General features: G+C 38.4%; 11 protein-coding genes. 6 read left to right on the forward strand and 5 right to left on the reverse strand.

The window, feature by feature from the left end; all coding sequences use genetic code 11:
* Nucleotides 1-31 precede the first annotated feature (31 nt).
* From porL to A9996_RS16390, 5 genes are all read right to left on the reverse strand, one after another.
* Nucleotides 32-661 (reverse strand): type IX secretion system motor protein PorL/GldL, encoded by a 630-nt coding sequence (porL, locus tag A9996_RS16370; RefSeq protein WP_066437623.1) that lies wholly within the window; start codon nt 659-661, stop codon nt 32-34.
* A gap of 62 nt (nt 662-723) precedes the next feature.
* Complete coding sequence (gene porK / locus A9996_RS16375; RefSeq protein WP_066437650.1) at nt 724-2,094, reverse strand: T9SS ring complex lipoprotein PorK/GldK; 1,371 nt, start codon at nt 2,092-2,094, stop codon at nt 724-726.
* 171 nt (nt 2,095-2,265) lie between these two features.
* The gene (locus tag A9996_RS16380; protein ID WP_066437624.1) at nt 2,266-3,432 is read right to left on the reverse strand and encodes a formimidoylglutamase; all 1,167 of its coding nucleotides are present in this window, start codon (nt 3,430-3,432) and stop codon (nt 2,266-2,268) included.
* Between the two features lie 3 nt (nt 3,433-3,435).
* The gene (gene topA / locus A9996_RS16385) at nt 3,436-5,952 is read right to left on the reverse strand and encodes a type I DNA topoisomerase (RefSeq protein WP_066437628.1); all 2,517 of its coding nucleotides are present in this window, start codon (nt 5,950-5,952) and stop codon (nt 3,436-3,438) included.
* Between the two features lie 285 nt (nt 5,953-6,237).
* Nucleotides 6,238-7,020, reverse strand: coding sequence for a hypothetical protein (locus A9996_RS16390; protein ID WP_066437631.1), 783 nt, complete (start codon nt 7,018-7,020; stop codon nt 6,238-6,240).
* Nucleotides 7,021-7,184: 164 nt separating this feature from the next.
* Between A9996_RS16390 and miaB the strand changes: the two genes are divergently transcribed.
* The 6 genes from miaB to A9996_RS16420 all read left to right on the forward strand — a co-directional run bounded on the left by miaB (nt 7,185) and on the right by A9996_RS16420 (nt 12,826).
* Entirely contained in the window at nt 7,185-8,624 is a 1,440-nt protein-coding gene (gene miaB, locus A9996_RS16395) for a tRNA (N6-isopentenyl adenosine(37)-C2)-methylthiotransferase MiaB (protein WP_066437654.1), read from the forward strand.
* A gap of 131 nt (nt 8,625-8,755) precedes the next feature.
* Nucleotides 8,756-10,021, forward strand: coding sequence for a sigma-54 interaction domain-containing protein (locus A9996_RS16400; protein WP_066437635.1), 1,266 nt, complete (start codon nt 8,756-8,758; stop codon nt 10,019-10,021).
* 26 nt (nt 10,022-10,047) lie between these two features.
* Nucleotides 10,048-10,554: an LPS assembly lipoprotein LptE gene (gene lptE, locus A9996_RS16405; RefSeq protein WP_066437639.1), complete on the forward strand. Its 507-nt coding sequence runs from the start codon at nt 10,048-10,050 to the stop codon at nt 10,552-10,554.
* Nucleotides 10,555-10,563: 9 nt separating this feature from the next.
* The gene (locus A9996_RS16410; protein WP_066437641.1) at nt 10,564-11,517 is read left to right on the forward strand and encodes a tetratricopeptide repeat protein; all 954 of its coding nucleotides are present in this window, start codon (nt 10,564-10,566) and stop codon (nt 11,515-11,517) included.
* 3 nt (nt 11,518-11,520) lie between these two features.
* Entirely contained in the window at nt 11,521-11,868 is a 348-nt protein-coding gene (secG, locus tag A9996_RS16415; RefSeq protein ID WP_066437643.1) for a preprotein translocase subunit SecG, read from the forward strand.
* Between the two features lie 55 nt (nt 11,869-11,923).
* Complete coding sequence (locus A9996_RS16420; protein ID WP_066430526.1) at nt 11,924-12,826, forward strand: IS1595-like element ISGal1 family transposase; 903 nt, start codon at nt 11,924-11,926, stop codon at nt 12,824-12,826.
* The last annotated feature ends 7 nt before the right edge of the window (nt 12,827-12,833 follow it).

Raw genomic sequence — 12,833 nt, forward strand, 5'->3', positions numbered from 1 at the left:
GTTAATTTGTTTAAATTCTACTAATTACTAATTAGTTTCTGTTCATTGCAGAAAGCATTCCACCGTACACTCCGTTTAAAGAAGATAGATTAGATGCCAAGGATTTCATTTGCTCTTTAAGTTTGGTTGCATTTTCCACAGCTTCTTCGTTCACGACAGCCTGACGACTTGCAGACTCCATTTGTACTTTATAAAGACTGTTCAATGATTCCATTTGGGCAGCAGCCAAAGACATCTCTTCACTATACTTTTTAGTTGCAGCCATACCATCTACCGTTGGGCTAATTCCTTTAGCAGCACCTTCAAAGTTTTTAATGCTGTTTCCTAAACTCGCCATAAGCTCGCCATCAATTTTGGCATCTTTAAGTAATTCATCTAATTTTTTAGATAATAGACCTTCAGCGTCTTTAGGTTGCTCTTTCTTTTTGTTGAGCATTTGCCCTCCTGCTAATTCAGGATATACCAATGACCAGTCCAGATCGTTATCAACAGGCTCAAAAGCGGAAACCACAAATACCAATGCTTCGGTTATCAATCCTGCAATCAGCATCTCATTACCGAAAGGCCAATGCATAATTTTAAAAAGGGCACCTAGGATTACAACTGCGGCTCCTAGGCCGTATACCATATTCATTACTTTTTTACTTGGTGTTAGTGCCATAATTTTTGTTTTTTAGTTAAGATAAATTAAGTAGATTAATATTTAGTTTTGGTTATAAAATGTTAATTGTTGTTTGTGGCTGCATTTGCAGTAATATCTGTTCCCATGTAATCTTGTACTGTTCTAAATCCGATATAACTTCTGGCGGAATCCGCATATTCATAATCTCTAGAACTTACCTGTAAGAAATAGGCAACATCTTTCCATGAGCCACCGCGCACAACTTTACGTTGGTTACTGGCATCATTGACGTTAGGGTTGATGGTAGACATATACTCATAAGATGCGGGATCATAAGATCCATGTACCCATTCTGAAACGTTACCAGCCATATTGTATAGATTGTAATCATTTGGCTCATAAGACTTTGCTTCAACAGTATACAAGGCCATATCTGCAGCATAATCACCACGCAAAGGCTTAAAGTTTGCTAAAAAACATCCTCTGTCATTTTTAGCGTAAGGACCACCCCAAGGGAATGTGGCACCTTGCAAACCACCTCTTGCAGCGTATTCCCATTCTGCTTCTGATGGCAGTCTGAAAGAATTGACGAGTTGTTTTCCTTTGCTTTTTTGGTTAGAATTTTTATAAAGCGTTCTCCATTTACAAAATGCATTGGCTTGTTTCCAAGACACACCAACTACAGGATATTCACCATAAGCATCATGCCAAAAATAATCGTTGTGCATTGGCTCATTGTAGGAGTATGCGAAATCTCTAATCCAAGCAGTAGTATCTGGATAAATTTCAACTTGTTCAGTAATCAAAACATCTTTACGTTTTAAGTTTCTGTCCTTCGCTGCTTTTTGGATGTCCATATATGTGTATTGGAACTTAAACTTCTTAACATCCCAAGTACGTTGGCCGTTATAAGATTCTTCCAATGGCAAATACATAGTATCCATAACCTCAGCATAGTACTCATCAGGGTATTTGTTGGTATCAAAAATCAGATCTACATCTTTGTTTAATTTTCGACCTTCATAACCTGTGGGTCCTAAACCACTATAGTTATCATACATGTACTTCTCATAGACAGTCATGTTGTCTGGGTCTGCATCTTTAAATGCAAACTCGCCAGTCCCTCCATCTCCAGGAGTCAGTCCAAAATCATCAGCAATGATTGCCAATTTTGTTCTGATTGTAGAATCTCTTACCCAGTTTACAAACTGACGGTACTCACTATTTGTAATCTCAGTCTCATCCATATAAAAGGCTCTAACTGTAGCAGTTTTGGTTGGTGCATCTTGTATACCAGCCAAATCATCATCAGATTTACCCATTATGAAAGCGCCACCAGGGACAAGCGTCATTCCGTAAGGCTTTTCTGGATGCCATTTCTTTCCTTTAACTCCTACCAGCTCTCCTCTGTCTCCAGAATTACAACTAGCAAATAGAGCTAAAACAGCGGTTAATAAAGCGAACTTCTTCATATTCATATAAACTCGGGGTTAAATTATTTAGTCTTAAATGTTCAGTATCAATTTTTTCAGGGAGTAAACATATCCATATATTTTCATAAAAACAATTTTTTTTTCACTTTTTTTGCATTTCATCCCAAAAAGGATGCATTTCATCGATTAAAGAAGTAGTAAAGGAAGTGCTTAAAAACTGTTTTTCTTGTAGGCTTTATACCATCTTTCAGGTATTTTACCCTGCGTAGCTTCAAGATAATCTTCATGCATGCAAGGTAATAACGTATGCTTTTTTAATTTATTATTGACGTCCGGTAAAAACGGAATTTCGATCCACCAGCGTCCTGTTTTTTTACTTTTATAAAATATCAACTCATCATCATCAATTAAGACGTTATATTTTTGATAATTTACACTATCACTCAAAACATTTTCAGAGACACGACAATTGACGCCCTCAATAAAATACCAAATGATCTGAGCCACTAGCATTGCCGTGATGTGATCATCTTTTGAATGTTGGTATTCATAAACGCCAAATGATGACACTTTGTTGCTGATTCCTGCATATCTTGCAATGGCGCAAATTTCCTTTCCGTCCAGTCCGTTAGGCGAATATTTTTGCTCTTTAGACACTTCAGAAGCTTTTATCGCCTTTAAATCAACACTTACAATATGGGCATCTCTCATGACGGGTTCAACAAGACTGATGGATTTTGAGACCTCACCCAAACGGTAGGCTTCAAAATAAAGCTTTTCCATGAGGTCTATTTCTTCTTGTGAGTTGAAATATGTTTGATACCCTATGGTAGAATAATTGAACAAATTATATGGCTGTTCTAAAATGATCTTTCCCAAATAACTATTATTCTTAATAGGCAAGGTTGAATCTCCCAAATCAAAATTGCTGTCCACACTCACCACGTTAACCATTGGACAAATACTGTCATAAGCGCGATAATTAGGATAAGTCAAATCTTGACTTCCACCCAATATTACAGGAATGATCTTTTTTTCGAGCAAAATGGTAATGGTAGTCCTTAGCGCAAAATAAGTGTCTCCAACAGCGTCGCCTTTGAGGATATCTCCCAAATCTGCCACATTAGTATACCAATTACCAGGAAATAAATTGTAAAAAACCTTTCTAATACTATCCAATTCAACTTCAGAGCCCATATAATTGATGTCGTTCCTGTTTTCAAGGACACCAATAATGGCAATTTTTACATTATCGAGATCTGGAAGTCCATGTGCTTTGGAATGTATCTTCAATTTCTTACCTAAGGCTTGCGGTGTCAACAGCTCGTTATGAGCCAAAACCTCATCTGAAACTGGCGATAAAAAGTTAAAGGTCATGGATTATTTCTTTTTTGAAGTTGCTGCTTTCTTGGTAGTCTTTTTCTTGGTTGCTTTTTTAGCAGTTTTCTTCTTTGGTGCTTTTGCTTCAATCATGGCTTTGGCTTTTTCCAAAGTAAACTCAGAAACATCTACAGATTTATCCAATTCTATCTTTGTTTTTCCTTTTAAAATATTATGCCTGCCCCAGCGCGCTTTTTCTATACGGATACCTTCCGCTTCCCAATTATGGATAACCTTGTCTTTTTCCTTTTGAATTTTATCCTCGATCAATTCTACAATATCCTTGTCAGACAAATTGTCCCAATCATATTTTTTATTGACGTTAATAAACATATCGTTCCATTTGATAAATGGTCCAAAACGCCCTTTACCTTTTTGAACAGGCAACTTATCATACATATATATAGGTGCGTCTGCCTTTTCTTTTTCTTTGATGAGCTCAATAGCAACATCAAGTTCAACGTTTAAAGCTTCCATACCCTTTGGGAGCGACACAAACTTGTCACCATATTTTACATAAGGGCCAAAGCGTCCATTATTGACTTCAACCTCTTCACCTTTGTAATCACCTAAAGATTTTGGAAGCTGGAAGAGATCCATCGCTTCATCATAGGTAATGGTATTTAATTGTTGGTCAGGAGATAAGCTTGCGAACAATGGCTTTTCTTCTTCTTCAACGGTTCCTATTTGCACCATAGGCCCGAATTTGCCCAAACGCACACTTACCTGACGCCCTGTTTTTGGATCTTTCCCCAAAACGCGTTCTCCAGACTCACGCTCAGCGTTTTCCTGTACATCCTGAACCTGTGGATGGAAGTCTTTGTAGAAGTTTCTCATCATCTTGGTCCAATCTTCCTTTCCCTCAGCAATTTCATCAAAATCAGCTTCTACCTTCGCTGTAAAATTGTAATCTAAAATACTTTCAAAATGATTCACCAAAAAGTCGGTAACAATCATTCCAATATCAGTTGGCACTAATTTCCCTTTGTCTGAACCCACTTTTTCAGTCAGCTCTTTATCTTTTACCTTCCCGCTTTTAAGAGTTAATTGGGTGTAATTTCGCTCAGCACCTTCAACGGCACCTTTTTCAACATAATTTCGATTTTGAATGGTTGAAATTGTAGGTGCATAAGTAGATGGACGCCCAATACCCAATTCTTCCAACTGCTTTACCAAGGACGCTTCCGTATATCTATATGGTGGTCTTGTATAACGCTCAGTGGCGGTAATATATGAATTGAGAAGGGTTTCATTGGTTTTCATTGCTGGCAACATCCCATCTTGTTCAGAATCTTCATCATCAGTACCTTCTAAATAGACTTTCAAAAATCCATCAAAAGTGATCACCTCACCATTGGCACTGAATAATTCTTTATGGGTTGATGCGCTTATTTTTACATTGGTACGCTCCAATTCTGCTTCACTCATCTGTGAGGCAATGGCGCGTTTCCAAATCAAATCATAGAGTCTTGCTTGATCTCTGTCAATTTGAACAGAGTGCATAGAAAAATCAGTAGGTCTTATAGCCTCATGCGCTTCCTGAGCGCCTTTGCTTTTACCTTTATAGTTACGTGGTTTACTATATTTTGAACCATAAGCTTCCTCAATCTCTGCCTGCGCACCTTTACGTGCTGTATCAGATAAGTTGACGCTGTCTGTTCTCATATAGGTTATCAAACCCGCTTCATACAAGCGTTGCGCCATAGTCATGGTTTTCGATACTGAAAAGTACAGTTTACGGGACGCCTCTTGCTGTAACGTAGAGGTTGTAAATGGTGCCGCTGGCGATTTTTTAGCTGGCTTTTTATCTAACTCAGCAACTTTAAAGGAGGCTGTAGCATTAGATTCTAAAAACTTATAAGCTTCTTCTTTGGTTGCAAAGTTTTTAGGAAGTTTTGCCTTGAACGTCTGCCCTTCTTCATTGGAAAATTCAGCATCTATTCTATAAGACGCTTCCGGGGTAAAGCCTTGGATGTCTCTTTCACGCTCGACAATCAGCCTAACAGAAACCGACTGTACACGCCCTGCTGAAAGTCCGCCTTTTACCTTACGCCACAATACGGGAGATAATTCATACCCTACAATCCTGTCCAATACACGACGTGCCTGTTGCGCATCTACTAAATGGTAATCAATATCACGGGGGTTTTCAATCGCTTTTAAGATGGCTGTTTTAGTAATCTCATGGAACACAATACGCTTGGTTTTCGCTTTATCCAAATTTAGAGTTTCAGCCAAGTGCCAGGCAATGGCCTCACCCTCACGATCCTCATCACTTGCCAACCAGACCATATCGGCTCCCTTTGCTAAGTCTTTTAATTTTTTTACAATCGCTTTTTTATCTTTGGAAACTTCATAGGTTGGTTTAAAATCGCCATCAACATCTACCCCCAATTCATTGGAAGGCAAATCGGCAATATGTCCAAAACTGGACTCTACCTTATACTCTTTTCCTAAAAATTTCTCAATAGTTTTAGCCTTTGCAGGAGACTCAACAATTACTAGGTTCTTCGCCATATCAGATTTTTTGTGGCTACAAATGTATATGAAAAAAAATTATTCAACCTAATTTAAAAAATTTAGGCCCTTTTATATGCAGTTTAACGAGTGAAGAACAGGAACAAAAAAAGCCTGAATAGTCAGGCTTTTTTAATAGAGCGTATGGCTCTTAAAAATGGATTGTTAATTTCTTATTTCAAAAAGTGCACCTGCAGATACGTAAATCCACGTTTGATATTAGTGTTAGAAATACAAGTTTAGGGCATCTGCTAAAAACGGATATACCATTTACTCAAATTTTGGTTAAAACACCTCGCTGTCACCAATTTGATTCAATTCACTCAAATCTTCAAAACCAACTGTACCTTTATATATGTAATAAATTGGATGAAACATAAAAGGCGCCAAAAACAAACTCCCAAGTCCGCAAGTCATCACAGTAAGAATCATCATTATTATATAACAAACCACAAGTAACCCGAAAGTCAACATCCATTTATTATTGCCTAATCTGAAACTTGAACTTACAATATCTCCAATGGACCATTCTGGGTTGAAGGCAAAAACAATGGCGAAAAATGAAAGCGGCACCATCACATAAATTAATGGTAAATAGAATAATAAGGCAGCAGGAATGGAAATCAATATCGTGACCAACATTAACAGTAAAATTTTACCAAAGTATTCCCCTTTCATAAAATAGAAGAGATCAGAAGTTTTGACCTCACGCCCTTCATCCAGATTTCTCAAAATTCTAAAAAATGCAGCGTTGAGAGATACTTGAATGGCACCGATAACTAAAATCCCGATAATAAACATCAAAATGTACACTATAGACAGCCCAGCAAAGAAGCTGTTCATAGCGTTTGGATCTACCTGCCCAGATTCTGATTGTGCCGCAAGAGACATAAAGAGTGGTACATATAATATGATGATAAAAGGCAGCATTAAGATCACTACAAATAACTGCATCAAGAACCCTTGCAGCCAGCTCTTTTTGAACAGTTCAATAGATTGGTTAAAAATGGTTCCAAAATCCAATGCTCTTGCATTGGCGATTTTTGACTGAAATTCAGTTGGTGTCATTATATTTAATTTAGTTGATTGGTCGTCAAAGAAACTATAATTTTTAACATTATCAAAACATTTTTAAACACTGTCACTTTGTCACAGCCGTTAAAATAATCCTATCTTTGCAGCTGTCTTTTAATGAAGACCTACATATTAAACTACAGACGTTTCAAAAACTTATGGAGAAATTTATTGACGAAAGCAAGCAGGGAGAAACTCTTGCCCTCGAAGCAAAAAAAGAAAATACCCGGAAACTTTTTATTGAAAGTTATGGCTGCTCCATGAATTTTAGTGACAGTGAAATTGTGGCGTCCATTTTACATAAAGAAGGATACAATACGACCCAGAAACTCGAAGAAGCGGATTTGGTCTTGGTAAACACTTGTTCCATTCGGGATAAGGCCGAGCAAACCGTTCGTAAAAGATTGGAAAAATATAATGCTGTAAAACGTATCAACCCTAAAATGAAGGTTGGTGTTTTGGGCTGCATGGCTGAGCGTTTGAAAAGCAAATTTCTTGAAGAAGAAAAAATTGTAGATCTGGTTGTTGGCCCTGATGCCTATAAAGATCTTCCCAATTTATTGGCAGAAGTTGAAGAAGGTAGAGACGCCATCAACGTTATTTTAAGTAAAGATGAAACCTATGGTGATATATCACCTGTCAGATTAAATAGCAATGGCGTTAGCGCTTTTGTGTCCATCACTCGTGGTTGCGACAATATGTGTACGTTTTGTGTGGTGCCTTTTACCCGCGGACGGGAACGCAGCCGTGACCCGCAAAGTATTTTAGAAGAAGTCAATGATCTTTGGAGCAAGGGATACAAAGAAATTACACTTTTGGGCCAAAATGTAGATAGCTATTTATGGTATGGCGGCGGCTTGAAAAAAGATTTCGAGAAAGCGAGCGACATCCAGAAAGCGACGGCCACCAGTTTTTCCAATTTATTGGAATTATGTGCGAAAGCACAACCAAAAATGCGGATTCGTTTTTCAACCTCCAATCCACAGGATTTAACCCTGGATGTTATTGAAACCATGGCCAAGTATAAAAATATTTGTGACCACATCCACTTGCCTGTGCAAAGCGGCAGCAATCGCATTTTAAAGGAAATGAACCGTTTACATACCCGTGAGCAATATTTCGAATTGATCGATAATATCAGACGCATCTTACCCAATTGTTCCATTTCTCAAGATATGATTGCAGGTTTTCCAACAGAAACCGAAGCCGACCATGAAGATACCCTGAGTTTAATGGACTATGTAAAATATAACTTTGGCTATATGTTTACCTATTCTGAACGCCCCGGAACCATGGCGGAACGAAAATTGGAAGACGATGTTCCTGAAGCAGTCAAAAAAAGACGTTTGGATGATATTGTCCAACTCCAAAGAAAACATAGTGAACTTAGGACGAAAGGGTATTTGAATACTACCGTAGAGGTTTTAATTGAGCGTGAATCCAAAAAATCAGATAAAGAATGGTCCGGAAGAACCTCACAGAATATCGTGGCAGTTTTCCCAAAGCAACACTATAAAATTGGCGATTTGGTAAACGTGACTATTACAGATTGCACCAGCGCTACCTTGATTGGTGAAGCTAGCCCAATAGCCACCTAATATTAAAATGGTATGTGTTGCGATTTTCTATCTTATTAAAACGAGTTACTTCTTTGAAACCCATTAATTGATTATGAGTATTTTACACCTATATAACATTTTAAATTCGCCCTTCGGGGTCTAGTAGGCCTATGGAATCCATTCAAGCCACAAAACAACGCTTCGGGATTATTGGGAATGACCCAAAACTCAACCGATCTATAGAAAAAGCAATTCAGGTTGCACCAACGGATATTTCAGTATTGGTCACTGGAGAAAGTGGTGTAGGTAAAGAAAGCCTCCCTAAAATCATACACCAATTATCCCATCGCAAGCACGGCAAGTATATTGCCGTCAACTGTGGCGCAATCCCTGAGGGCACTATTGATAGTGAACTTTTTGGCCATGAGAAAGGTGCATTTACAGGCGCCACCCAAACTCGGGAAGGTTATTTTGAAGTGGCCGATGGTGGCACTATTTTTTTAGATGAAGTAGGAGAACTTCCGTTAACAACACAAGTACGATTGCTGCGTGTTCTTGAAAATGGCGAATTTATAAAAGTCGGCTCCAGCAAGGTCCAGAAAACAAATGTCCGCATTGTGGCCGCTACAAATGTCAATTTGTTTGAGGCCATTAAAAAAGACAAATTCAGGGAAGATCTCTATTATCGACTGAGTACCATTGACATCCATTTGCCACCTCTACGTGATCGAAAAGAGGATATTCATTTGTTATTTCGAAAATTTGCCAGTGATTTTGCACTCAAATACAAGATGCCTACCATAAAATTAACGGAGGATGCAGTAGAAGTCCTTCTAAAAAATAGATGGAACGGGAATATCAGACAATTACGTAATGCTGCGGAGCAAATTTCAGTGTTGGAACAAACCAGAACCATTAGTGCAGCAACTTTGAAAGGCTATTTGCCAAGTCAGGGTGATAACCTCCCCGCTGTTATCAAAGGTTCAAAAAGTGATAGTGATTTTAGCAGTGAGCGCGAAATTCTCTACAAGGTACTTTTTGATATGAAGAGTGATTTGAACGATCTAAAAAAACTCACTATGGAACTCATGAAAAGTGGGAATGCCAACGATATTCAAAAGAAAAACGAAGGCCTGATCCAAAAAATATATGGTGATGAGGAAGATGAGGATTACGAAGAGAGCATTGAAGATTTAGAAGTGTTGTCCATTCCAGAGAAAATGAACCAACTGTCTGAAGCGATTGATGAATCTAATGACAAGTATCATTTTGCTGAAGAAGTTGAAGAAGAAGAAACCCTATCTTTACATGACAAGGAGCTGGAATTGATTAAAAAATCCCTAGAACGCCATCAAGGCAAACGTAAATTGGCTGCGGCCGAACTCGGCATCAGCGAACGCACCCTCTATAGAAAAATTAAACAATACGATTTATAAGCCATCGTTACCCAATAAAAACAGACGTGAAAAAGTTTCAAATTTTAGTGCTCTTATTTAGCCTTGGCCTACTCTCTGGCTGTGGTAATTATTCCTTTACAGGTATTTCTTTACCAGCAGGAACAACGACCTATCAAGTTAATTATTTCCAAAATGATGCCCCGCTTATTGAGCCAGGATTGGAGCGCACTTTCACAAACGCATTGGCTGATATCATCCAAAATCAAACCAGCCTGCAATTAGTAACCTCTGGAGGCGATATCATTTACGAAGGTGAGATCACAGAGTACCGTATTTCTCCAACCACTGCAACCGCCGACATTACTGCGGCCCAAAACAGATTGACCATTGGGGTATTTGTACGTTTTTATGACACGAACAATCCCGATGGTGATATTAATCAGCAATTTTCGTTTTTCTATGACTATCCTGCGACGGCGCAATTGGTAGGTGCTCAAAGGGATCAGGCCATTGCTGAAATTTTTGAACGAATTACACAAGATATTTTAAATGCCACTCTGGGCAAATGGTAATTTTATAACGTGAACAAACAGGAATTTACACACTTACTCACCCACCCTGAAGAACTGAATACGGTTCACACTGCAAACATGGGCGACATTGTAGCGAGATATCCCTATTTTCAGCCTGCAAGGGCATTGCATCTAAAGGGCTTAAGAACGAAAGAAAGTTTTAAGTACAATCAAGAGCTTAGAATTACAGCAGCCTACACAACAGATAGAAGTATTCTTTTTGATTTTATCACGTCAGATGCGTTTAATCAAAATGAGATTTCCAACTTGATCAAACAAAATACTGAACTTCTAAAAGGTATTGAGATCAAGGACGCTAACGATATTTCTGTTGGCAAAAGTGTGACTATAGATGATGTTTTAAAACAACAAATCGAAGACAGCGCAGGGGTTCTTGATCCCAATTTATTTGAAGAAAAACCAGTTTCTACCACCAATCCCTCAGAAGAATCTCACATTAATCCCGTTATAAATGTCGATGTCAAAAACATTCAGTCGTCTCCTGAAGAACAATTGAACATTGGTAAACCTTTGGATTTTGACAAAAACGAAACCCACTCATTTACACAATGGTTAAAAATAACCAGTTTTAAGCCTATAGAAAGGGAGACTGAAGAAGCTAACAATGACATGGAGACACAACCTGAGGCATCACTTCAGGAACCCAAACTTGAATCTGCACTTGAAAGAAAATTTGATTTAATTGATAAATTCATCACTTCCAATCCTAAAATTGCACCTGTTAAAGACGTAAAGCCAACCATTAACCTGGCCCAAACCCAATTGGTACAGAATGATAGCCTAATGACAGAGACTTTAGCGCGCATCTATTTGGAGCAAAAAAATTATGATAAAGCAATTCAATCTTATAGAATTTTAATTTTGAAATATCCAGAAAAAAGTGGTTTCTTTGCAGACCAAATTAAAGCGGTAAAACAATTACAAGCAAATAATACCAAATAGCACATGAGTACGTTTTCAATATTTTTAGTCCTTATTATCATTGTATCTTTTTTATTGGTGGTTGTCATTATGGTTCAAAATCCAAAAGGAGGCGGATTGTCTTCATCATTTGGTGGTGGTGGCACACAACAATTAGGCGGAGTAAAAAAAACAACAGACTTTTTAGATAAAAGCACTTGGGTCTTAGCAACTGTTTTATTAGCTCTGATCTTGGTATCCAATGTCGCAATTGATGGCGCTACTGGTACTGCAGAATCTAAAGCGTTGGACACTGATGCAGCAACAAGCATCCCTGTACCAACCAAACCTGCTACTGACAATGCTGTAATGCCAATTGATACTACAAATTAATTAATTGAGTTAATCATTTAAGTTCTGTATCTTGCGCCCAATAAATATAATGATTATGGATGTGTTTAAGGGTCAAAATATACTGAACTTTGTAAAAGAATTGCCGGATGATGATTCCTGCAAGGCTTATTTGGCTAAAATAAAATGGCAGGATGGTTTTAAATGTATGAAATGTGGACACACCAAAGGATGTGCAAAAGCGGGATACACCTATCAATGTTATAACTGTCAGCATGTGGAGAGCTCCACGGCAAATACATTGTTCCACAAAGTTAAGTTCGGGCTCCATAAGGCATTCTGCATCGTGTTCGAGATGGCCACCAGCACGAAGAGCGTGTCAAGTGTCCAGATGGGGAAGCGCTTCGATGTCCGACAGGGAACTGCCTGGTATTTTATGCAGAAGGTGAGGATAGCCATGCAGAGCAGCCAGCAATATCCATTGTCGGAAATTGTCCATGTGGATGAATTCACGGTTGGTGGAAAAGAAGAGGGCAAACAGGGCCGGAGCTATGACTCCAAGAAGAAAAAGGCAGTGATAGCGGTGGAGCTAGACAAAAAGCACAAAATCAAAAGGGTCTACGTAAGATCGATCGAGGATTATTCAGCGAGATCCCTGACGCCAATCTTCGAAGAGCATATCAGTACGACCGCCAAAGTGGTAACAGATAAATGGCGAGGGTATGCACCGTTGATGAAAGACTATAATATTGAACAGAAATACAGTGCAGGCGGCAAGAACTTCAAGGAAATGCATATTGTTATAATGCAGCTGAAATCTTGGTTGAGGGCAATTCCAACACATGTAAGCAAATGGCATGTACAGAGATATTTCGATGAGTTCTGTTTTAGGATAAACAGGTCACAGTTCAAAGAAACCATTTTTCACAAAACCATTGAAAGAATGGTCGCCAAAAAACCGATATATCAACAAGTAATAAAACAGCACGTAAGTGTGTAACTCAATT

The sequence above is a fragment of the Gelidibacter algens genome, from assembly GCF_001678675.1.
Lineage (GTDB): Bacteria > Bacteroidota > Bacteroidia > Flavobacteriales > Flavobacteriaceae > Gelidibacter > Gelidibacter algens.